16 protein-coding genes are annotated in these 22,096 nt (G+C 56.6%); 9 read left to right on the top strand and 7 right to left on the bottom strand.

What is annotated here, in order from left to right; translation table 11 throughout:
• Positions 1–30 precede the first annotated feature (30 nt).
• Positions 31–318, bottom strand: coding sequence for a DUF2218 domain-containing protein (locus tag HKX24_RS10165; protein WP_271691913.1), 288 nt, complete (start codon positions 316–318; stop codon positions 31–33).
• A gap of 104 nt (positions 319–422) precedes the next feature.
• On the opposite strand from HKX24_RS10165, the gene HKX24_RS10160 reads away from it, so the two are divergent.
• The 4 genes from HKX24_RS10160 to HKX24_RS10145 are packed head-to-tail and all read left to right on the top strand — an operon-like array spanning position 423 to position 3,948.
• On the top strand, positions 423–1,313 hold the full coding sequence (locus tag HKX24_RS10160; protein ID WP_271691914.1) for a siderophore ABC transporter substrate-binding protein: 891 nt from the start codon (positions 423–425) through the stop codon (positions 1,311–1,313).
• A gap of 4 nt (positions 1,314–1,317) precedes the next feature.
• Entirely contained in the window at positions 1,318–2,265 is a 948-nt protein-coding gene (locus HKX24_RS10155) for an iron chelate uptake ABC transporter family permease subunit (RefSeq protein WP_271691916.1), read from the top strand.
• Positions 2,255–3,199: an iron chelate uptake ABC transporter family permease subunit gene (locus HKX24_RS10150; protein ID WP_271691918.1), complete on the top strand. Its 945-nt coding sequence runs from the start codon at positions 2,255–2,257 to the stop codon at positions 3,197–3,199. Before HKX24_RS10155 ends, HKX24_RS10150 begins: the two co-directional genes overlap by 11 nt.
• Positions 3,196–3,948, top strand: coding sequence for an ATP-binding cassette domain-containing protein (locus tag HKX24_RS10145; protein ID WP_271691919.1), 753 nt, complete (start codon positions 3,196–3,198; stop codon positions 3,946–3,948). The genes HKX24_RS10150 and HKX24_RS10145 overlap by 4 nt, the downstream gene beginning before the upstream one ends.
• A gap of 357 nt (positions 3,949–4,305) precedes the next feature.
• Here HKX24_RS10145 and HKX24_RS10140 read toward each other — a convergent pair whose 3' ends face one another.
• Both HKX24_RS10140 and HKX24_RS10135 read right to left on the bottom strand, forming a co-directional pair.
• Entirely contained in the window at positions 4,306–4,743 is a 438-nt protein-coding gene (locus HKX24_RS10140; protein ID WP_276154001.1) for a hypothetical protein, read from the bottom strand.
• Positions 4,736–5,113: a hypothetical protein gene (locus HKX24_RS10135; protein WP_276154000.1), complete on the bottom strand. Its 378-nt coding sequence runs from the start codon at positions 5,111–5,113 to the stop codon at positions 4,736–4,738. The genes HKX24_RS10140 and HKX24_RS10135 overlap by 8 nt, the downstream gene beginning before the upstream one ends.
• 367 nt (positions 5,114–5,480) lie before the next feature.
• On the opposite strand from HKX24_RS10135, the gene HKX24_RS10130 reads away from it, so the two are divergent.
• From HKX24_RS10130 to HKX24_RS10115, 4 genes are all read left to right on the top strand, one after another.
• Complete coding sequence (locus HKX24_RS10130; RefSeq protein ID WP_276153998.1) at positions 5,481–7,439, top strand: DUF262 domain-containing protein; 1,959 nt, start codon at positions 5,481–5,483, stop codon at positions 7,437–7,439.
• Positions 7,440–7,585: 146 nt separating this feature from the next.
• Positions 7,586–12,472, top strand: a complete 4,887-nt coding sequence (locus HKX24_RS10125; RefSeq protein WP_276153997.1) for a type ISP restriction/modification enzyme — start codon at positions 7,586–7,588, stop codon at positions 12,470–12,472.
• Between the two features lie 334 nt (positions 12,473–12,806).
• Entirely contained in the window at positions 12,807–14,084 is a 1,278-nt protein-coding gene (locus HKX24_RS10120; protein WP_276153996.1) for an AAA family ATPase, read from the top strand.
• On the top strand, positions 14,084–14,926 hold the full coding sequence (locus HKX24_RS10115; RefSeq protein WP_276153995.1) for a DUF4435 domain-containing protein: 843 nt from the start codon (positions 14,084–14,086) through the stop codon (positions 14,924–14,926). The genes HKX24_RS10120 and HKX24_RS10115 overlap by 1 nt, the downstream gene beginning before the upstream one ends.
• A 373-nt stretch (positions 14,927–15,299) precedes the next feature.
• On the opposite strand, the gene HKX24_RS10110 is transcribed toward HKX24_RS10115, so the two are convergent.
• The 4 genes from HKX24_RS10110 to HKX24_RS10095 form a co-directional block, all read right to left on the bottom strand.
• Positions 15,300–15,644, bottom strand: a complete 345-nt coding sequence (locus tag HKX24_RS10110; protein ID WP_276153994.1) for a hypothetical protein — start codon at positions 15,642–15,644, stop codon at positions 15,300–15,302.
• Between the two features lie 321 nt (positions 15,645–15,965).
• On the bottom strand, positions 15,966–17,270 hold the full coding sequence (locus HKX24_RS10105) for a hypothetical protein (protein WP_276153993.1): 1,305 nt from the start codon (positions 17,268–17,270) through the stop codon (positions 15,966–15,968).
• A 33-nt stretch (positions 17,271–17,303) separates the two neighbouring features.
• On the bottom strand, positions 17,304–19,388 hold the full coding sequence (locus HKX24_RS10100) for a site-specific integrase (protein ID WP_276153992.1): 2,085 nt from the start codon (positions 19,386–19,388) through the stop codon (positions 17,304–17,306).
• Positions 19,385–19,642 carry a helix-turn-helix domain-containing protein gene (locus HKX24_RS10095; RefSeq protein WP_132446941.1) on the bottom strand — a complete coding sequence of 86 codons (258 nt, stop codon included), beginning with the start codon at positions 19,640–19,642 and terminating at the stop codon, positions 19,385–19,387. Before HKX24_RS10095 ends, HKX24_RS10100 begins: the two co-directional genes overlap by 4 nt.
• 497 nt (positions 19,643–20,139) lie before the next feature.
• On the opposite strand from HKX24_RS10095, the gene HKX24_RS10090 reads away from it, so the two are divergent.
• Entirely contained in the window at positions 20,140–22,032 is a 1,893-nt protein-coding gene (locus HKX24_RS10090; protein WP_276153991.1) for a hypothetical protein, read from the top strand.
• The last annotated feature ends 64 nt before the right edge of the window (positions 22,033–22,096 follow it).

Below are 22,096 nucleotides of genomic sequence, written 5' to 3'. Positions count from 1 at the left end.
CGGCGCCGGGATTTTCTGTGAGGGGGCGGCCTATTCGACCGTCCAAACCATGTTCTTCTCTGCTTCCCGGAAGGCGAAAGTTTCAAGATGCCGGTCAATGACACTATGCAGCGCAGGCACCATCTCGGGATCGTCGAGCGTCGCCGTGACGGTGAGGCCCTTGCTGTCCGCCGTCATATAGGCCGTGCCCATCTCGAAAGCGGCCCAGCCCTTTTCACTGTCGTAAGATGTCTCGATCTTATGGCCGAAATGTTTGCACAGCTGCTGCAAGTATTTCGAGCCGTTCTCGGTTTGGTAAAATCCTGTTGTCGTCGGCATGGCGCTCTCTCCGGATGCATTTTCTGCCTTAGTCCTAAGCCGGACCTTTGGAATGGTAAACACCGGCCCGGCTCCCCCTCCTCCCTGATGAAAGAGTTACCGCTATGATCAAACCCCTTGCCCTCTTGGTCCTGCTTCTCGCCACGCCCACGCTGGCCGAGACCGTGACCGTCGACACCGCTCGCGGCCCTGCCGAAGCGCCGCTTACCCCCGCCACGGTGGCGGTCTACGATCTGGCGGCTTTCGACAGCCTCACCGCGCTCGGCGTCACACCGCAGGGCTTGGTGCGCCCGGTCTATCTGCCCTACCTTGAAGAGGCGGCAGCGGGGACCGAGGTCATCGGCTCCCTTTTCGAGCCGGATTACGAGGCGCTTTTCGCCCTCAACCCCGACCTGATCATCGCCGGGGGGCGCAGCACCGAACAGGTACCAGAGCTGGCGCGGATCGGGCCCACCTTGGACATGACCATTTGGCAAGACACCATCGGCGAAGGGCTGGCCCGGTTGGAAGCATACGGCAAAGTTTTCGACAAAGAGGAAGAGGCCGCAGACCTGACGGCGGCCTTTGAGGACAAGCTTGCCCAAACCAAAGAGGCGCTGGCGGGCAAGGGCCGCGCGCTTATCGTGATGACCAATGGGCCGAAGATCAGCGCCTATGGCATCGGCGGGCGCTTTGGCTGGCTGCATGAGGCGCTTGGTCTGCCCGAAGCGGTGCAGGATGTCGAGATGGCCAACCATGGTGAGGCGATCAGCTTTGAATTCATCCGGGAGGCCAACCCCGACATCCTGCTGGTGATCGACCGGATGGCCGCCATCGGTCAGGAAAGCGACGGCGCGCGAGCTACGCTCGACAACGCATTGGTGCATGAGACGACCGCATGGAAAACCGGCCAAGTCGTGCATCTGAGCGCCGCGCCCATCTACATCGCAGGCGGCGGCATCCAGTCGATGACCCGCACGCTGGATGAGATCAACGCCGCCCTGACGGAGCAGTAAACCCGTGGCGCTCGCCCTTGCCTTTCTCCTTGTGGTCCTATCGGTCGCCTCGCTTTTCGTCGGGGTGATCGACCTGTCTTGGGCGGCGCTTTGGTCTGATCCGGCGGCCCTAGAACTGCTGGTGGTTAGCCGCGCGCCGCGCACCATCGCCGTGGTGATCTCGGGCGGGGCCTTGGCGGTGAGCGGGGCCATCATGCAGATGCTGGTGCGCAACCGGTTCGTCGAACCGATGACCGCGGGCACGGGCCAAGGCGCAGCGCTTGGCATTCTTTTGGTCACCCTCTTCGCGCCGGGGGCCTCTATCTTCGTCAAGATGGTCCTCGCCTCCCTCACCGCCCTTGCGGCGGGCGCGGGGTTTCTGGCCATCGTGCAGCGCCTGCCCCCAACCCAGCCCTTGCTGGTGGCGCTGGTGGGGCTGATCTACGGCGGCATCCTTGGGGCGGCGGTCACCTTCATCGCCTATCAGGCGGACCTGCTGCAATATGTCGAGATTTGGATGAACGGTGAGTTCTCCGGCGTGTTGCAGGGCCGGTATGAGTTGCTTTGGCTTGTGGCGCTGGTGGCGGCGCTGACCTATCTCGCCGCCGATCAATTCGCGATCATCGGCATGGGCCGCACGGCCAGCATCAACCTTGGCCTGAACTACGGGCAGACGATGGTGCTGGGGCTGCTGGCCATCTCCATCGTCACCGCCCTGACCGTAGTGACAGTGGGTCTGATCCCCTTTGTCGGGCTGGTCGTGCCCAATATCGTGGCCCGGCTGGCAGGCGACAACCTACGGCGGAGCCTGCCGCTCACCGCGATGACCGGCGCGGGCCTCGTGCTGCTGTGCGACATCCTCGGGCGGCTGATCCGCTATCCTTATGAGATCCCCGTGGGCACGGTATTCGGCGTGGTGGGCGCCCTGCTGTTCCTGTGGTTGCTGCATGGGCCGAAACGCCATGTATCCTAAGCGTCTTTGGTGGCTTCTGGCACTGCTGGGCCTTTGCATCGCGCTCTATCTCGGGCTCGGCGCGCGGGGGAACTGGGGCTTTGTCCTATCGTTTCGCGCCAATAAACTGATCGCCCTGCTGCTGGTCGCCGTCTCGGTCTCGACCGCCACGGTGCTGTTCCAGACCATCACCCGCAATCACATTCTGACGCCTTCGGTCATGGGGTTCGATGCGCTTTATCTGCTGACGCTGACGGTGCTGATCTTCGTGCTCGGCGGCCAGACCTTTACCCAACTGCCCGAAATTGCGCAGTTTCTGATGAACAGCCTCCTGCTGATGGGGGCCGCACTGGCGCTTTTCGGCACGCTCTTGCGCCGCGGCGGGCATGATCTGTTTCGCATGATCCTGACGGGCATCATCTTTGCCGGGCTGTTCCGGTCGGTCTCAAGCTTTCTGCAACGGGTTATCGACCCCAATGAATTCATGGTCGTGCAGGCCAACGCCTTTGCCCGTTTTGGCCGGGTCGATACCCCGCTGCTCACCCTCGCCGCACTCTTGACCGGCGGCGCGCTGATCGCCGCTTGGCGGATGCGCCACCAGCTCGACGTGCTGTCGCTGGGCGATGAAAGCGCCGTCAACCTCGGCGAAGACCCGAAGCGCGGCATGTTTCAAGTGCTGGTCCTCGTGTCGATCCTCGTCTCGGTCTCGACCGCGCTGGTGGGGCCGATGGCCTTTCTCGGCCTCTTGGTGGTCAGCGTGGCGCGCCAGATCACCCCGGTGATGTTTCATAGCGTCATGCTGCCCTCGGCGGGACTGGTATCGGCCATCACGCTGGTCGGCGGGCAGATGGTGCTGGAGCGCGCCCTGCGCTCTTCGACCCCGCTTGTCGTCATCGTCGATGTGCTTGGCGGCCTTGTCTTTCTAATCCTGCTGCTGCGGAGGAAACCCAGATGATCACCATCCGTGACCTGAACCACGACCGGGACGGCAAGCCGACCCTGCGCGAGATCGATCTGACCTTGCAGAGCGGCGGGATCACGGCGCTGATCGGCCCCAACGGCGCGGGGAAATCGACGCTTCTGTCGCTGATCGCCCGGCTGATCCCGCTTCAGCACGGACAGATCATGGTCGATGACCTGCAAATCGGCGCCTGCGCGAACGACGCATTGGCCCGACGCTTGGCCATTCTGCCCCAAACCAGCGATGCGGCCCCCCTGCTGACGGTTCGCGAGTTGGTGAGCTTTGGCCGCTACCCCTACCACAAGGGCCGCCCGAGCGCGGAAGACCGCGAAAAGGTAGAGGCGGCACTGGCGACCTTCGACCTTGCCCCCCTCGCCGAGCGCCGCCTCGACACGCTTTCAGGCGGTCAACGCCAGCGCGCGCAGGTGGCCATGACCTTTGCGCAGGAGACCGATTATATCCTGCTCGACGAGCCGCTTAACAACCTCGACATCGCGGCCTCGCGCGGCTTGATGCACACATTACAAGACCTCGCCCGCACCCATGGCCGGACCATCGTGATCGTGCTGCACGATATCAACTACGCCGCCGCCTATGCCGATCAGATCGTGGCGATGAAGGACGGACGGATCACGCATCACGGCGCAGCGCGGGAGGTCGTGACGGATGCGATGCTTTCGGAGGTTTATGGGACTTCGGCCCGGGTGCATCGTATTGGGGAGAAGGTTGTGGTGGCCGTTTGAGGGGGGGTGTATAGGGCGATTGGCCAAGGTCGCATCCCATTTTTGCGCTACAGGAGAAGAGCGTTCTATCCCCTCCTGAGAACGAGAAAAGCCGCCTATTGAGGCGGCTTTATCTAATTGATCTCTATGAGATATTGGCTCCGGCGGTAGGGGCCCAAGAAACAGGCCACAACCTTCAGAATACAAACGAAAAAGCGCCTTCGACCGCAGTATGACTCCGCGTGTGACCGTGAATGTGCCACGCATGTGACAACTTCAGCAAGTGTTTTGTGACAGGCTTGAATCGTATATATCGGCCGTCGTTCTGGGCGGCCGATAAGGCCCGCGTCGCCTCACCTGGCGACGCGGGTGCGCAGATCAGGCCTGGTCGCAGCGAAGGTCCGCCGTAATCCGCTCCGCTTTCATCATGTTCTGGATTCCAGCCAACTGTTCTGCGAGATCTCGCAGAAGGCTCCGGAGGTCGATTGCCGCGAGACCATAGCGCTCCACAACCTTCTCTTCGCTCGGTGGATTGATGTCCCATTCCTCGGCTGAGATGTAATGAACAGTTGTCGCTGCGAGGATAACAGGTTTAAGGCGATCAGCCACTCTCATTACGGCAAAGTGTTCGTCGGTCGCAAAGATGGCAAGCCCATCGATCCGTTCTTTCAAATTGAGCACATCGTTGAGTAGCGCCCCCTCAAGTGCCTCCGTTTCCACTGCGAAAGCGATAGCTTGCAGCGTCTTGTCTGCGGTAGCTAAAGCAGATTCGATTTGAGATTGGAGCCTGTCTTCCGAAATGACGGTATCATTCATATTTGCGCTCCTCCTCTTCGCAGTCGAGGCCCTTGTCGTCGCAAGCCTCTTCGAAAGCCTGACGAAGCTGGTAAGCCAAAAAGGAGATTTCCTCGAGATGAGGCGACATCGGGTCAATTGCTTTGAAGTATGCCGCTTCGGGACGGGACGGATCATTCACGTGAACGAGAGTTAGTAGACTATGAAGTGCGTTGATTTCACGGCCGACACGGCCGTTAAGGGAATTTTCGGTCCAGAGCGTCTCGAATAGGTTTTGAACTCGTTTGAGCCAGCGGGGACCGCCCAGTAGAAGCGCCGCATTTTGCAGCGCCTCCTTGTTTTCTTGAAATAGGTAGTGAACGCGCGTTGGCGCGGTGGGTATATCGAACATGATGTTCTCCCAAACGATGCCCTCGGCAGACTGCTTCGGGTGACAAGAGCCGGAGCTTCCCTAACAGCAAGAAGCTTTTCGACTGCCTACCGCCAATTTGGATCATCAGGACAACTGGCCCGTAGAACCACACAATGCGGCGTTGGCAAAATAGACATTGGTCAAATCTGCTGAACCCAAAGAGAGAATCTGAAAAATCTGATAAACTTCTGATTTAATTAAATATACATTCGATTTATAGTCATTGAGACGACCTAAGTTCCAAGCGAAGGCTTCCGCGCTTAGCTTCGGAGACTATCAGAGGTTGCATGCTACGGGCCTCATGCGGCAGTGTAGTCCAAACCGAATTCTTCTGCGGCATTTTACTATGAATATTACTTCGATCCTCGATTACATTGACAATGGGCATATGGCTCTTCCCGAGTTCCAGCGAGGATATGTCTGGGGACGAGAGCAAGTCCGGGGCTTATTCCATTCCCTTTATCGCGGGCATCCGGTCGGAAGCCTTCTGGTCTGGGCGACCAGTGCTTCGACCGCGGCTCATAGAGGTGATGGGGAACTTGCGCCAGGCGTGGTCAAGTTGCTGCTTGATGGCCAGCAGCGGATCACCTCTCTGTATGGAGTGATACGGGGCGAGCCGCCGAAGTTTTTCGATGGGAATGCAAAGTCCTTCACGGAGCTTCGGTTCAATCTCGCAACCGAAGAATTCGAGTTCTATCAACCCATCAAAATGCGCGACGATCCTCTTTGGATCGACGTTACCGAGCTCATGAAAAGCGGAAATGCAGGCGTTGGAAACTTCATCAACGATTTGAACAGTAACCCTGAGCATATGGCTCGATTGGGAGAATATGTTGGCCGCTTGAACCAATTACTCAGCATTCGCGACAAGAACTTCCACATTGAGGAGGTGACGGGATCGGACAAAACCCTTGATGTTGTTGTCGACATTTTCAACCGCGTGAACAGCGGCGGCACTAAGCTTTCCAAGGGCGATCTGGCACTTGCAAAAATCTGTGCCGACTGGCCGGAGGCTCGCGACACCATGAAGTCGAGCCTCACTCGCTGGAAAGACGCAGGTTTCAACTTTACCCTCGATTGGCTGCTCCGGTCCGTAAATACTGTGCTGACTGGGGAGGCCAAATTCCTCTATCTCCATGATCGTTCCGCCGATGAGATTGCCGATGCCTTGGCTCGCGCTGTTCGGCACACCGATACTGCACTGAATATGATGGCAGGCAGACTTGGTCTGGATCACAACCGCGTGCTTTTTGCCCGGTTTGCCGTCCCTGTCATGGTTCGTTTTCTCGAAATGCGTGGCGGTCGGCTCGATGAACGCACCCGAGACAAATTGCTGTTCTGGTATGTGCAAAGCGGCATGTGGGGGCGGTTCTCAGCCTCCACTGAAAGCGTAATTGATAAAGATCTCGGAATTCTTGAACAAACCGACGGCAATCTCGACAAATTGCTCGATGAACTGCGTTTAACGCAAGGTGGTCTTCGCGTTGAACCAGGTCACTTCCATAGCTGGAGTGTGGGTTCTCGGTTCTACCCCGTGCTCTACATGTTGACAAGGATGACAGAGGCGCGCGATTGGGGAACGGGACTTCCTCTCAAGAGTGAGCTACTTGGAAAGATGAGCTCTTTGGAAGTCCATCACATCTTCCCGAGGGCTCAGCTGTATAAGGCGGGCTACAGTCGATCCGAGGTGAATGCTTTGGGGAACTTCTGCTTTTTGACCAAGGACACGAACCTGGTTATCAGCGACAGACGCCCGGAGGAGTATTTCGAGGAAATCGAGGCGGCCCACCCTGGCGCGCTACGCTCACAATGGGTGCCTGAAGATCCTCAGCTTTGGAAGCTAAACAACTTTCTGGATTTCTTGGAAGCCAGAAAAGAGTTGCTTGCTGAAGCGGCGAACACCTGTCTGAAATCGTTGCTACACGACGACGCCGACATGCTCGAAGCGTCCGCATCTGCAAAGGTGAGTGATAACGTTCTCCTTGGGGGTATCGCCAACGAGGATGAAGCACGAGAGCTTGAAGAGTTAAACGCTTGGGTGGAATGCCAAGGTTTCTCAAAGGGTCAGGTCGCTTGGGACTTCGTAGATCAGGAAACTGGCGAGCAGAAGGCCGTTCTGGATCTTGTCTGGCCCGATGGTCTCCAAACTGAGCTCTCCGAACCGGTCGCTGTGCTGCTCGGTGAAGGGCCCGAACTGCTTGCCATTGCGAACGAAGCTGGGTTCCGTTGCTTCACTTCAGTGGACGCGGCAAAGACATATGTAGCGAGACTTGCAAATGCTGCCCATGCGACTGCGGCTGAGTGAATGGTCCACTTTCGAGATTGAGCCCGAACTACGGGAAAAGATAGTCGTGGCCGCCGGCTAAGACTTCCCAATCGAATGCAATTTGCAATGGTCTTAAGGCACGATCGCCGAAGAGGTCCTCAAAATGATAAAAAAGTAGTCCGAATATGTCCGCACTTGATACACTTCTCCAATCTTATAGAGACGCAGCAGTCACCGAACGCGAGAAGGGCACGTATTTCGAAAGACTTGCGTGTGCCTATTTGACAGCAGATCCGGTGCAGGCTGAGGAATATTCTCAGGTTTGGACATGGTCTGACTGGGCGATCGAAACTGGACGCAACGCTAAGGATATTGGGATCGACCTCGTCGCCAAACTGCGCAACGAAGACGGTTTCGCGGCGATCCAATGCAAATTCTACTCAGCAGCACACCGGATTCAGAAAGCCGATATCAATAGCTTCATTGCGGCCTCGGGGAAGTCACCTTTCGTCCGCCGCATCGTGATGGATACAACCGAGGTTGAATGGGGTGCAAACGCAGAGGCCACAATAGTCGACCAAGCTATTCCTGTAGTCCGGCTTTCTCTCACGCATTTGCGTGAGAGCCCCATCGATTGGGCGCTCTTCGGGATCAAAGGCGAAGCGGTCCTCACAGACAAAAAAGCGTTGCGGCCTCATCAGGTTGAAGCTTTGGAAGCTGTGCGAGCCGGGCTTTCTGAGGCTGACCGAGGCAAACTCATCATGGCCTGCGGAACCGGAAAGACGTTCACCTCCCTCAAGATCGCCGAGGCTCTCGTCGGCAAGGGCGGCCGCGTCCTGTTCATGGTGCCATCTCTGGCACTTATGTCCCAAACGGTCCGGGAATGGACGAACGACACGGAAATTCCTCTCCGATCTTTCGCAGTCTGCTCTGACGCGCAGGTAGGCAAGCGCCGGGTTTCAAATGACGATGCGGCCGAAATTGAGGCCCATGATCTTGCTTTTCCGGCAACAACTAACCCTGAACGGCTCGTCCAGAAGGCCGGCCATGATGACTCGGAGCGGATGACGGTCGTCTTTTCGACTTACCAATCCATTGCAGTGCTCGACGCCGCGCAGAAGGCCGGCTTGCCTGCCTTCGACCTGATCATTTGCGATGAGGCGCACCGCACGACAGGTGCCACTTTGGCCGGCGAGGAGGAGTCGAACTTCGTCCGTATCCACGACAATGCTTACGTCAAGGGTCGCAAGCGTCTCTACATGACCGCAACCCCCAGGATTTTCGGCGACGTAGCGAAGACGCGGGCGGACGAAGAAGCCGCCGTTCTGGCCTCGATGGATGACGAGAGCCTTTATGGACAGACGTTCCTTCACAAGGGCTTCGGCTGGGCCGTCCAGCAAGGCTTGCTGACTGATTACAAGGTGATCGTGCTGGCCATGGACGAGGGGCTGGTCAGCGCCAGCGTCCAGAAACGCCTCGCCGACGAGAACTCGGAGCTCGACCTCGACGATGCCACCAAGATCATCGGTTGCTACAAAGCGTTGACCAAGCAGGACCTGCAACAGGACGTATCATTCGATCCGCAGCCTATGAAGCGGGGGTTGGCGTTCTGCAAGAGCATCGCTGCCTCCAAGCTGATCCGGGACGAGTTCGCCAATGTTGTTGCCGAATACACCGGCGACGACGCGATGATCGAGGACGATGCGCCCTCATCGCCGGACCGCCTCGACATCGAGATCGAGCATGTCGACGGCACCTTCAACGCCAAGTCCCGCAACCAACTTCTGGACTGGCTCAAAGCCGATGCCGAGGGCAATACCGCGCGCATCCTCACCAATGCCCGCTGCCTGTCCGAAGGCGTCGACGTGCCGTCCCTCGACGCAATCATGTTCCTTCATCCGCGCAAATCCCTGATCGACGTGGTTCAATCCGTCGGGCGCGTCATGCGTCGTGCCGAGGGTAAGAAGATGGGTTACGTCATCCTTCCTGTCGGCGTGCCCGCGGGGGTGGAGCCCGAGGTCGCGCTCAAGGACAATGAGCGCTACCGCGTCGTCTGGCAAATCCTGAACGCACTGCGGGCCCATGACGAACGCTTTGACGGCACCATCAACCAGGCGTCGCTGGGCCAGGACGTCTCGGACCGGATCGAGATCGTAGGGGTCACGAAAGAATCCGAGGAACTGAAGTCCATCACCCACGAGGTGACCGAACTCCCGACCCGGAAAGCGCAGCCGCAGGCCGGGCTGGGCAAAGGCAGCGACACGGGCGACATTGTCATTGAAAGCCCGAGCGCCCAGCAATACGAGCTGTTCATCGACGAATTCTCCAAGGCCATCATGGCTAAGATCGTCAAGAAGTGCGGCACCCGCGACTATTGGGAGGACTGGGCCACCAACATCGCCGAGATCGCGCAGCGGCACATCTCGCGCATCACTGGCATTCTGGCGGAACCCGATACCAAGGCCCGCAAGGCCTTCGATGATTTCCTTGCCGAGCTTCGCGATGACCTGAACGACTCGATCACCGAACAAGACGCCATCGAGATGCTGGCCCAGCACCTCATTACGCGCCCTGTCTTTAAGGCGCTCTTCGCCGGACACCAGTTCACAGACCAGAACCCCGTCTCCCGCGCGATGCAGCAGGTGCTGGACGTGCTGGACGAGAACCGCATCGACAAGGAAGCCAAGGACCTCGAGAAATTCTACGACAGCGTCCGTAACCGCGCCCATGGGATCAGCGATCCCCAGGCCAAGCAGCGACTGATCGTCGAGCTCTACGACAAGTTCTTTCGCAACGCCTTCCCCCGCACGACGGAAAAGCTGGGCATCGTCTACACCCCAGTCGAAATCGTCGATTTCATCCTGCACTCGGTCAACGAGATGTTGCAGGAACATTTTGGCCAGTCGCTCGGGTCAAAGGGCGTCCATATCATGGACCCGTTCACCGGCACGGGCACCTTCATCACCCGGCTGCTGCAATCCGGGCTGATCGCGCCTGAGGAGCTGGAGCACAAGTATCGCCACGAGATCCATGCCAACGAAATCGTCCTGCTGGCCTACTACATCGCAGCGATCAACATCGAGGCGGTCTACCAAGGCGAGGCCAAGAAGAACGAGTATGTGCCCTTCGAGGGGATTTGCCTCACCGACACTTTCCAGCTGTATGAGGGCAAGGACGAGCTGGCGCTTTACATGCCCGACAACTCCGAACGCCGGACCCGGCAGAAGGAGCTGGATATCCGGGTGATCGTGGGAAACCCACCTTATTCGGCGAGCCAGAACAGTGCGAATGACAATAATGCCAATGTCGCATACTCCGGTTTGGATACACGCATACGCGACACCTTCGCGGAGCGATCGAATGCAGGAATGAAAAATGCTCTTTATGATAGCTACATTCGCGCTATTCGCTGGGCCTCCGACCGCATCGGCAATGCCGGGATAGTCGCCTACGTAACCAACGCTGGTTGGCTTGAAGGAAATGCAGCAGATGGAGTGCGCGCTTGTTTAGCGGAGGAATTCAGTGACCTCTATGTTTTTCATCTTCGTGGAAACGCTCGAACCAGTGGTGAACAGCGCAGGAAGGAGAAGGGCAACGTCTTCGGAGAGGGAACACGCACGCCAGTTGCAATCAGCGTCTTCGTCAAGAATCCGAATGCGGCGGAACATGGACGCATCTTTTTCCAAGATATCGGCGACTATCTTGACCAGAAGCAGAAGCTGGCAATCATCCGCAACTTCGGCGCTGTGAAGGGCATAACCGACTCAGTAGGCTGGGAACGGATCACACCGGACGATCAGAACGACTGGCTGAATCAGCGGGACGCAAGTTTCGATGCCTTCATCAAGATTGGCGACAAAAAAGACAAGTCAGCAAAACACCTATTCTCGGATTACTCCAGCGGGCTAAAAACAAATCGGGATTCTTGGTGCTTTAACTTTAACAAGGAAAGGCTTCTTGGAAACATCGCAGGGTCGATCTCCTTCTATAATGATGAAGTGAAGAGATACAGCGTAGCTGCGGATGGTCAAAGCGCCAAAGAGTTCGTCGATCAAGACGCGACCAAAATTAGCTGGGATAGAACCGAGCTATCTGGCGTTGAGCGTGGTCGATACATCGAATTCAAGAAGTCAGCGGCATTCCCGGCAACTTATCGTCCATTCACACGCACCTGGGCTTACTTTGATCGCCGCTTCAATAATTGCGTTTATCGTATGCCGAAGCTCTTCCCAACTCCATATACGAAGACCAGGACCATTGCGCTGACAGGTGGCAGCGCACCTCAGTTCTCATGCTACATGACGGAAACTCTTCCCGAGTTTCTCACAATGTTCAACGGACAATGCTTTCCTCTTCATCTCTACGATCAACAGGACGAGGAAACCGGCGGCCTCTTCGAAGGCCAATCCTCGGGTCTCCACCGTCGCGACGCGATCACCGATGCCGGGCTGACGCATTTCCAGGCGGCCTATCCGGGGCAAGAGATCACCAAGGAGGAAATCTTCTACTACGTCTACGGCCTGCTGCATTCGCCCGACTACCGCGACCGCTACGCCGACAACCTGACCAAGGAACTGCCCCGCATCCCGGCGGTGAAGACCTACGCCGACTTCCGCGCTTTCTCCGACGCCGGGCGGCGTCTTGGCGACCTGCATGTGAACTACGAGACGATAGAGCCATACCCCGTCACCTACAAGCAGGGCACCCCCGCGCTGTGGAAGATCGACGATCCGAAGGCCTTCTACCGCGTCACCAAGATGAAGTTCGGCGGCAAGGCCCGCGACAAGGACAAGACCACAGTGATCTACAACGCCAACATCACCATGACCGACGTGCCCCTTGAAGCCTACGACTACGTTGTCAACGGCAAGCCAGCACTGGAATGGGTGATGGAGCGCCAAGTGGTCAAAACCGACAAGGCCAGCGGCATCGTCAACGATGCGAACGACTACGCCAACGAGACCATGGGCGACCCGGCCTATCCCCTGGACCTGTTCCGGCGCGTGATCACGGTGAGCCTTGAGACGATGAAGATCGTGAACGGGCTGCCGAAGCTGGACCTACCGGCATGAGGCTCGCAACTCTTCTGCTGGGGTTACTTCTGGTCCCGATCGGCAGCATGACTCAGCAGGGCCCCTTCTGCTCCTGCGGCGACTAACAGGCCTGTCTTGGCTCTCCCCACCCCGACCGACGCCTTCGGGCCAAATCGCTTCCCGTCACGCGACCAGTATCCATTGCAGGATGAGCGGGAAGCAGACAGCCGCTGCAGCCGCTGCAGCCACTAAAGACACAGTTAATCTCAGAACCGGCCCTTCGATATCTCAAGTCCGCCCCAAGCTCTGGACGTGAAGCGAATACACTCGTAATACTACAACAATGGCGAAGTGCCTACTGTGAGGAAGAATCTTGAATAGCGTTGAGTATTTTGAAGTTGATGGGTTTTGGGGTGACAGAAAAATTCGTCTGAAGCTAAATGAGGATATTAGCTTCTTGATTGGGGCAAATGGCAGCGGAAAAACGACTGTCATCAATCTTCTGTCTGCAGTCTTACAGGCCGACATACCAACCCTCTATGCAATTCAATTTGAACGTGCACTTATCCGACTGAAGACCAAGGGCGCGAATAAAAAGCCTGTAATTGAAGTCGCAAAAGTAATCGACACGGATACGAATAGTTTCGAACTTGTCTATACGGTCAAAGAAAAATCAAGCGACAAGGGGACCGTTTACCGCGTCGAAGGCCCATTCGATGAACGAATATATCATGATCCACGTTATGCGCGTTCAAGGCGACTTCGTGAAGAAGGTGCCCGTTTGGGGAGTATACTGAACGATATCGTTGAAGTGAATTGGTTGTCGGTTCATCGAACCGCGCATGACCTTTCGAAAAAGCGCTATCGTGACGAGGAGGCAGAGCCAAGCGTAGATATTAAGATACGCGAAATCTCACGGGCATTTGCTCAGTATTTCTCTTTGTTGCAAGCGCAGGCGGACAAGGAACGCGACAGCTTTCAAGAGGCTGTCTTCCTGTCACTGTTGGATCAAGAACGCGATTTTGGCGCATTATTTGCGCAAGTTGATGAGGAACCCGCGGACAAGAATACGGTTATTGGAATTCTTCGGGGGTTGGGAGTTGCACAAAGCAAAGCCCAAAGAAATGTGACGTCACACCTTTCCCGGCTCGCCAATGCAAAATCCCGCTGGAAGAACAGTGAGAACATCACCGTTGATGATGCTGTGTCGTTGTCTGATGCATATCGCGTAAATGAGATGGTGAAAAAGTGGAGGCATTTGCAAGATGTTCGAAATCAAATTTTCGCACCCCGAGATGACTTTGAAAAAATAATAAATTCTCTGTATTCCGGAAAAGAAATCCACTTTGATGATCGGAATGTGCCCAAGGTGCATTTGCAAAGTGGCGATGAAGTGGACATAGGCGTATTATCTTCAGGTGAGAAGCAGCTCTTTATCTTGCTGGGCGAGGCTGTCCTTCAAGAAGATAGGCCTGTCGTGTTTATTTCTGATGAGCCAGAACTGTCATTGCACGTGAGTTGGCAGAGTGGCCTATTTAAGAACATTCGAAGCCTAAATGGCTCTTGTCAGATAATATCGGCCACTCACTCTCCCGATATTGTAGGGTATTTCCAAGACAAAGTAATAAAGATAGAAGACTGCTTTCATTGATGTTTACGAGAACTGAAGCTGGCTTATCAAGCGAGCACCTTTTTTTTGATGTGGATTGGATTGTTTACTGTGAAGGTAAACCGCTTTCTGATGATGTTTCATCGCTTGATGAAGCTTTCTGGACTAAGGTTCTGTCCGCAAATGGTGTTAGCTGCAAATGCAAAAGTATGGGTTCAAAACCTGAATTAAAGCAATTAGCAGAAACGGTCATTGATGGAAGCGTTCAGCGTGTGCTTGTCGCAATGGACAGAGATTATGACCACCTTATGGCTAATCTCATAGATCACCCTCGCGTTCTATACTCGCACGGATACAGCTGGGAATCCGACGCTTGCCAAAATTTCTCCGTAGAGCGTGTGGTGCAGCTTTTTGCGAATGTAACCCATATTGCGACTATCGAATCAGAATTCAGAACGTTCAGAAACACTATGTCCGGCAAACTTCGGCGTGCGTTCGCGCTTGACTTTAAGTATCACAATCATCCAGAAAATCTATTCGATAGGAGTAAGCCCTACTCAATCATCGAGATGGCGGGCGCAGCTGGACCATCTATTAAGACCGGATCCCTGATCCAAAGGGCGAAATCTATTCCGAAACACAACTGTCCTAATTTGAGTCGAGAGGCTTATTACTCGGCGTGCGGCATGAGGGATTTCTACGGAAAGGCTATCGCGAAACTTGTTTATCACTGGTTTGCTAAAAGGGCGTCGGGACTTGCTGGAAACAGAAAGATCCCTTATGATTCAGTTATGATGAGCATGATTTCATCTATGGATATGTGTGCCCAAGAATCCCTTAGAAATCAGCACTATGCCAACATTGCGAACGCCGCAGTTTCTTAGAGGACTTGGATTGAGGGGCGCTAAAATTTATTTCGAACACATGGCCTCAGCTTTATTTCCTGATTAGAGCCCGAATCCCCTACATATTTTCTGGTCTTTCCTCGAGTGCTGCGTTGTGCTCGGATGTCGGCAATGCGAATGCTGCAATGTAGCGATCCTTACGATCGGGGAAGGCGGCTTGGGGCCGGTCACAACAACGTTTTAGCCAAATGCGAGAGCTAACTTGACGCTTGCCTGTAGATGGCGCTTATGCCCTTTATGAGATCGACCATCCAATGTGCAGTTAGGAAAGGCCGGACTGGATCGCGGCCAGCCGCCCTCCCCACCAATTGACAAACCTGAACAGAGAGGTTCGGCTCGCCGGAAGTTTGGGTTACCCGTTACAGGCCGGGCTCTCGTATTGCGTCGCCCACTTCGCCCTTGCCGCGATATCCACCAGTCGGCGCTGCCGGTTATCAATGCGGCGCCATGCCGAACGGAAGTCGCGATGGGACATTGGCAGAAGGTCATCACGCCCGAAGGCAAGCGCGATCGTAATTGCCTCGCTCGTCGACATTCCCCGCACTGCTTCCTGTGCTTCCTGTTTGCAGAGTAGAACCCGGCGGCAGGCCTCGGCATCCCGGTAGCTGGAGTTCAGCGCCGCGTGTGCTTCCGGGTCGCCAGCGATCTCCTTGAGTTTCATAGGTTCGATGCCTTCAAGTTCGATGTAAGTGGTCATGGTTTGTTCCTTTTGTTGCTTGCCCACTTGGGTAGACAGGAGATTGGAACTTTGTAGGAAACGCGAAACAGTTTTTTCGGGGTGCCCGGGAACAGACGAGCGCCCATATCCTCGGGCTGATAGTTGGCAGTCCGAACTTCTGTTGAGGTCAGGGCGAGCCGTGTTCAGGATGCTGTGGAAATTTCAGTGAGGGCGGGAAAATGTTGAAAACGCCCAGCGTCCATCCCGTGCGGATGGTTGTTGGGCGTTTTCAACATCCTTCGGAAATAAGGGAATTTTCGGTGGGGAACGGCAATACGCACTGATGCCTGCTCTCCCTTCTCAAAGCTTCAATTCCACATCCATGCTGCGGTGGCCTTCGATTTTGTCTACGAATTCCTGGGCGGAAGCCAGTCCTGTCGAGTGGTCGTAATGCCGCTGCACTGTTCGTTCGCTGCGGTGCCCGAGCAAGGCCGTTGCCGCGCGCGCGCCCGAGGTCAGGTGTTCGCTGGCCTCAGTCGCGACGTTGTCACGGAGGCGATGGATAGATACCCGGACGCCGAAGGCGCGTGCGGTCACATCCCCGGTGAGACGTCCGATCTGGCTTTCGCTGATGGCGACATCGGGCGACAGCATCGAGGGGAACAGATACTGCCCCCGGTCAAACAGCGGCCGGTAGAAGTGCCTGTATTCCAGAAGTGACTCGGAAAGTTTCTGACTGGTTAAAGTCCTCTCAAACGGCGCACCGTTCTTCCGATCCTCTGGCAATTTCAGCATGCGCGCCGGGATTCGAACGTGGACCAACCCTGCATCTGGCAGGTCGAGGGTCTGGTCGAAAGCCAGCGCGGACAGCGCACGTGCCCGTTGCGGCAGGGCCGCGCCAAGAGACAACAGGATGCCGTTTCGGAAATCCCGGGCGGCATGGATGCCTCGAAGGCGCCGCTTTCGGGCTTTCTCCATCAGCTCGAACCCGAGGCCGTATATTTCCGATGCTCCGACAAGTTGGGAGCCGGTCTTCGTTATGGCTCCTTCTTGCTCGGCGCGCTCCCGCCAGTCACATGCGACGAATTCGCAGGCCGGCGAGGTGAGGCCCGGCTCGATGACGGTCATGCCTGCCAGGATACGGCCAACATAATCCGATGCCGTCCGCGTTGAGGCGCGTTCTGCAACTTGAGCTGCGTAGCGATCGAGAACCTGACCGGTTGGCCGCAGGGGCAGGCCGTGGGATCTGCAGTGATCCACCCAGCCCACCAGCGCGCGGATCACATTTGCGGAATGCGCGGCGCTCCAAAGGGGGCACCCTTTGGAGCGTTTTCCCTCCATCGATCTCGAGATCCGTTCAGCGATAGCATGATGCCAATCCTTCGGGAGCTCGCCGAGGCGCTTCTGTGCTTTTTCCCATGCGGTTTGGCGCGGCGCCTTCCGGTTCACCCGCGCCTTGCGAAGCACTTGGGCGAAATGCGCACAGCGTTCGGCGCCCCATTTTTCGGTTGCTACTCTTTGCAGATGGGCAAACTCCATGAAGGCGCTTGAGTCGACCTCACAGTGCCGCTGTTCGAGGTGCGTCTCGAGCTTGAGAAGACTCGGCGGCTGATCCTCAGGGGCCGCGTTGCGGATCCAGTTCAGAAGAGCGAGGTGATTATTCATGTTCTTACGAATTCCCTGTAGGAGCGAATTTCATTACGCTGCAGTGCGACTATCAAGATGCGCCAACCACTCGTTCGAGATCAGAGTCTCGTCCAGCTCCGCATAGTGATCGATGGTTGTCTGCAGGCGCTTGTGACCCAGCAAACGCTGAACCTTTGGCAGGTGGTCGAGGCTGTCCCTGAGCCAGATCCAACCGATCAGGTGGCGGTAGAGATGCGGGTTGATGCGGACGCCCACTTTTTCGTGTAAGCGGGCGGTCACCCGCTTGAGAAGGCCGGCGTAATGGCCGTCGGCATTGGTTTTCCCTTGCGCTGGGAATATATACGGGTTCTCCTTCTGTGAAGCAGTCAGTATCGCCGGGCGCACGGTCTCCAAATAGGTGCTAAGCAGCTTGCTCGCCGCTTTACCCAGTTGGATGGTCAGATCCGCGTCGCCAGCGCTCCGCATCTTGACCTGGGCAGCGGGCACCACGATACGCGCCCGTCCATCTTGCCAGACCACCCAGTCCAGCCTCGCCATTACGACGTTCTCGCTTCGGGGAGCTCGTGCGAGCAGGATATCATGCGCCAAGGCGGCCATAATATCGCGACCAAGCTCCGGGTCGATCACTTCGACGGCCTTGGGAAGTGAGCCGTCCGACTTGTGCCCAGCTTTCCGCTTACGCTGGATCGACGCGTCGATGTCGCGCAGCAGCACTGCGCTCAGATCGATGGTCCGCTGTATCCGCGTGTCATTAAACAGCCTGAGCTTGGACATGTTCCGCGGTGCGATGCCCTGATAGTTCACCTCATGCAGCGCGATCGTATCATCTATTTCTCGGAGATCCTCCGGCGAGCGGCAGAGATAGTCACGGGCGATCTTGCGCGCCGTCTTGAGCACACTGGTCACATAGGCGCTTGGGTATTCGCCTCGATTGACCTCCTTCAAGGTCTCCGCAGCGACATCGAGGAATTCTGGATCGGTGAGCTCTTCAATGGTCTCCGGCACAACCTCGACGGACGAGGCAACAGCCTTGGCCAGCGAAACAATGTAGCCGCGGCGCGTCGCGAGGGTCTTGTCGCCCCAAGTATGCTTGCCGATCAGGAAGCCGGCCTGCCGCAGCAATTCGGAGCGGCTGGGAGCGTCTTGCTGACTGGGCTGACCCGGTCTCCCGGCTTTCTCCAGCCGTTTTGCGCGCAGCTTCGCCTTCTTAGCGCTGATTTCGCCTGCGGCCTCTTGCCGATCCATGCGCGCGATGAACTCGGCCCGGGACAGCCCATCACGTGAGGCTTTCCCCTGTGCCCAGAGAGCCACCCGTGTATCGAACTCCTTCATCAGGGTAGCGATCTGATCTGGATTCACCCGGAACTTGTCGCGGCCGTCTGCGAACGGGTGCGGGGCTGCGATGAATCCGAAGCGGACAAACCCTGGATCGGAGGAAAGGCGTGCGATCAATGTCGCAATCTCGCGAACGTGTTTCTCGCAGGCAGCGGAACTTTTGGCCGAGGTCTCGACTCGATGGTTGTAATAGGCAGCCAGGGTGTCTTGGGTTACCTCTGCTGGCGCTATGCCTTGGTCGTGGAGGAACAGGAGAAACGCGCCGCTGGCATATACAACCGAGCGGGAAAGATCACTCGAACGAATAGCCTCATGGATCTCCTTGTATCGTCCAGCGATGTCATCGATGCGCCGCTTTCGTTGGCGTGGTTGGCTCGAGCCGGCCGCATTCACGAGCATGGATCGGTATGTGGCGTAACTGCCGGTTGCGAGATCGAAGCGAGCCGGCTCGTTGCGATCGAAGAAGTCGATCACATCTTGTTTGCACACTGGGCGCAGCTCTGGGGCCCATCCGGCATTGCGGCACAACCAGCGCAGACGCGAAACGAGGGTGCCGTCCCCGTTTTGCTGGGCAACCTTGATCATGTCGGCGAAAGTGACGCTCGAACCCGGCTGCGACGCAAAAAGATCATGTCCCGTGGCGGCTGACAGGGCGGACAGGGTCAGGTTGCGCGGGCGAAGGCCCGGAATGTTCAGGATGTCGCTGACGGCTTTCGGGTTGAGTCCTGCGCGCAATGACAGCGCGCGCATGCTTTCACCGCTGGTTTCCAGGTAATCGCGCAGTATTTGATCGAGTGTCATGGAGTTTCCCTTTCAGGTTCGCAGGGGATTTCGAGTTCGAGGTCCGGCCTCACAGGGTCAGGCCGGACTCGAAGCTCGAAGATCGCCAGCCACTCGTCCTTGATCGTCCAAGATTTGCCGAGCTTGGCGGCTTGAAGCCTCACAAGACCTTCTGGTGTCGGGCAGCCGTGGTTGATCCAGTCCCGGATCGTATGCGGGTCCCGGTTGAAGATTTCGGCGACTTCGTTGGCGGTGTAATAGACAGGCTTTTTCAAGATGTTCCTCCATTGGGTCATGGAGGAAGTAGGTTCCGCACTGCTTTCTCGGAAATTTCCGAAGCAAAAAAGACCTCTGAGATGCCGGAGGAGCTTCTGGAGCCACAGAGGCTTGCAAAGGAAAAGTGTCACGCCGGTAAGAGATATCTATTACCGGGATGACACTTTTTTTCCGCATCCAACCGATTTCTTCTCGATCTTCCGAACCGGTCTCACCTCCCTCCTGAACAAACAGGATGAGAGTGATGACTTTGACAAATCGAAACCTACCGGCCCGTGATAGCTCAGGTCGGTTCTGCAATCCTGGCGCCTATCGCGTGGCTCACGCATGTCGCCCGACGACCTTCACCCCGGCATCTGAGGCGCGCCCAAAGTTGAGGTCGGCGTTGACACTGGCCAACCGCACCTTGCGGGAGGCGACCGAAGGCGAAGGTGTGCCAAGCGCTGTAATCCGCGCAAGCCCCGGAGCCGGAAAGAGCACACTTCAGCGAGAGCTCATGGCTGAACGCGCGTCTGAGGGGCAACTTGGGAACGTGGCCTTCCATGTGCCGACGCTTGCCTTGGCTGCGGAGGCGACACGCGAAGCGGAGTGCCTTGGCCTTTCTGCCCAAACCATCCGCGGCAGGTCTGCACCCAGACCTGACGGAAATGGTCAAATGTGCGCCAAGGCCGAGCTGGTCGAGCAAGCAAATCGGATTGGGCTCTCTGCAAAGGAGCATTTTTGCGAAACGAAGTTGGAAGATGGCACAGTTGCACGATGCCCCCATTTCGAGGAATGCGCCTATCTTGGCCAATTCAGAGTGGACGCAGCTTGCCACTTCCTCGCGACTGCATACTTTGCCTTGCCGAAGCAACCAGGCGTAGACCCGGCACTTAGGGTCGTGGACGAAACCTTCTGGAAAAACTTTCTCTGGATACGAGACATCGATCCCATCGCCTTCAGGGCGGCGCGGACATTTCTTCCGACGTCAGGCGCCGCAGATCATGCGGAACTCCTAAAAGCGGCAGCGCAAGTCATGGGGAAGCTTTGTGCTGGGGAGAGCCCGCTGGCATTGCCTTATTCTGCCAGCGATTTTACTGCTTTTGCTGAGCTTGAGCGCAAGGGCCAGGCACCCGCTTCTGACATTCGCCCCGACCAGGACTTCCTGACCCAGAAAATAAAACTGGAGAAGGCCGCTCAGGCGCATCGGAAGGTTTCACGCTTCGCAGCGATCTGGGAAGTGTTGGCTGAGGCAAAGCGTTTGGGCCTGACCGAGTGCGAGCGGCTTCGCCTATTTACAGATGGTGAAAAAGAGGTGCTGCGCGTGATGCGTAAGCAGCCGCTGCGGCACAAGGAACCTATGCTGGTTCTCGATGCCGATGCAGACACCGAGATCTTGGCCGCTCTCGGCTGTGATATTCGAGCAGAGCATGAACTGACCCTGCGGCCTCGAGCCCATGTCGTGCAGGTCCACGATCACCAGATGTCTATCTCGGCACTGCTGAACAGCGAAAGCCACCGCGAGGGGTGCAGAAGGGTAATTGCAAGAGAAGTGCTGCGTGATCGCCTCGCGAAGAACACAGGCGTGCTTGTAGGTGCAACCCGGACGGTTGTGCAGAGGTTCTTCGAGGACGCCGGCCATGATTTCAGTTCAAAAAGTGAGGCCGAGATCAACCAGATCATGCTTGGCACAAAGCTCCATGGGGCACGATGGCTCTGGCTCGGAGGTAGGTCGTTGGGATCGAACCGCTACAAGGACTGCTCCGCAGTGATCGTTCTTGGTCGTCAGGAGTTGCCTGTCTCGACGCTGGAGGATCAGGGGCGCGCACTGTGGGGAGATACCCATGGGGAACCGCTGAACTTTGTGGCGCCGGATATGAAGGGAGGGCAATGGCTACCCCTGGTTGAACTGCCATATGAAATGGCAGACGGGAGTGGCATGGCGGTTAAAGTGCCATGCCATCCAGACCCAATGATCCGCCGTCTTCAATTGCAGTCACGCGAACTCGCTACGCGCCAGTTGGTAGAACGCCTTCGATTAGCGCACGCGCCCTGCCGCAAGCGCGTCATTCTGGTTTGCAATATTCCAATCCCAGGTTTGCCTGTGAATGAAATAATTAGCTGGAATGCTCTGCAGGGGGACCGGATTGAGGCAGCTATTGCGCTTGCATTGATCGACGGAAGAAGGATCAAGTTCGATTACAAGGGTATTGCAGAAGGAGCCCCAAGCGTTTTCAAGGACGTAAATGCGCTAAAAGGATATCTAAACCGCAACAAGGCTTCACAGCGGTTGCTGAATAGATTCAAAGAAGCTGCAAAGACCTTTGGTGGGAGCCTTCGCTTGGAAGATTGCGCAGCCATAACCGCACCAGGCGAGGCCCCTTGGTCAGTGGAGGGTTTGATTTTCTGAAGGAGTAATTGCCAATTGCACGCTGTAGTGCTGGACTACTGGGTGAAGAAGAATATCTTCAAAA

Origin of the sequence: Sulfitobacter sp. M85 (genome assembly GCF_029285915.1) — a bacterium.
GTDB lineage: Bacteria > Pseudomonadota > Alphaproteobacteria > Rhodobacterales > Rhodobacteraceae > Sulfitobacter > Sulfitobacter faviae.
The sequence above is the reverse complement of the archived record's forward strand: the minus strand, read 5'-3'. Positions and strand labels throughout refer to the sequence as shown.

Excerpts from the sequence above, each read along its gene's own strand:
- HKX24_RS10165 (WP_271691913.1), bottom strand. The coding sequence starts at position 318 with ATGCCGACGACAACAGGATTTTACCAAACCGAGAACGGCTCGAAATAC.
- HKX24_RS10160 (WP_271691914.1), top strand. The coding sequence starts at position 423 with ATGATCAAACCCCTTGCCCTCTTGGTCCTGCTTCTCGCCACGCCCACG.
- HKX24_RS10150 (WP_271691918.1), top strand. The coding sequence starts at position 2,255 with ATGTATCCTAAGCGTCTTTGGTGGCTTCTGGCACTGCTGGGCCTTTGC.
- HKX24_RS10145 (WP_271691919.1), top strand. The coding sequence starts at position 3,196 with ATGATCACCATCCGTGACCTGAACCACGACCGGGACGGCAAGCCGACC.
- HKX24_RS10140 (WP_276154001.1), bottom strand. The coding sequence starts at position 4,743 with ATGAATGATACCGTCATTTCGGAAGACAGGCTCCAATCTCAAATCGAA.
- HKX24_RS10135 (WP_276154000.1), bottom strand. The coding sequence starts at position 5,113 with ATGTTCGATATACCCACCGCGCCAACGCGCGTTCACTACCTATTTCAA.
- HKX24_RS10130 (WP_276153998.1), top strand. The coding sequence starts at position 5,481 with ATGAATATTACTTCGATCCTCGATTACATTGACAATGGGCATATGGCT.
- HKX24_RS10125 (WP_276153997.1), top strand. The coding sequence starts at position 7,586 with ATGTCCGCACTTGATACACTTCTCCAATCTTATAGAGACGCAGCAGTC.
- HKX24_RS10115 (WP_276153995.1), top strand. The coding sequence starts at position 14,084 with ATGTTTACGAGAACTGAAGCTGGCTTATCAAGCGAGCACCTTTTTTTT.
- HKX24_RS10110 (WP_276153994.1), bottom strand. The coding sequence starts at position 15,644 with ATGACCACTTACATCGAACTTGAAGGCATCGAACCTATGAAACTCAAG.
- HKX24_RS10105 (WP_276153993.1), bottom strand. The coding sequence starts at position 17,270 with ATGAATAATCACCTCGCTCTTCTGAACTGGATCCGCAACGCGGCCCCT.
- HKX24_RS10100 (WP_276153992.1), bottom strand. The coding sequence starts at position 19,388 with ATGACACTCGATCAAATACTGCGCGATTACCTGGAAACCAGCGGTGAA.
- HKX24_RS10090 (WP_276153991.1), top strand. The coding sequence starts at position 20,140 with ATGGCTGAACGCGCGTCTGAGGGGCAACTTGGGAACGTGGCCTTCCAT.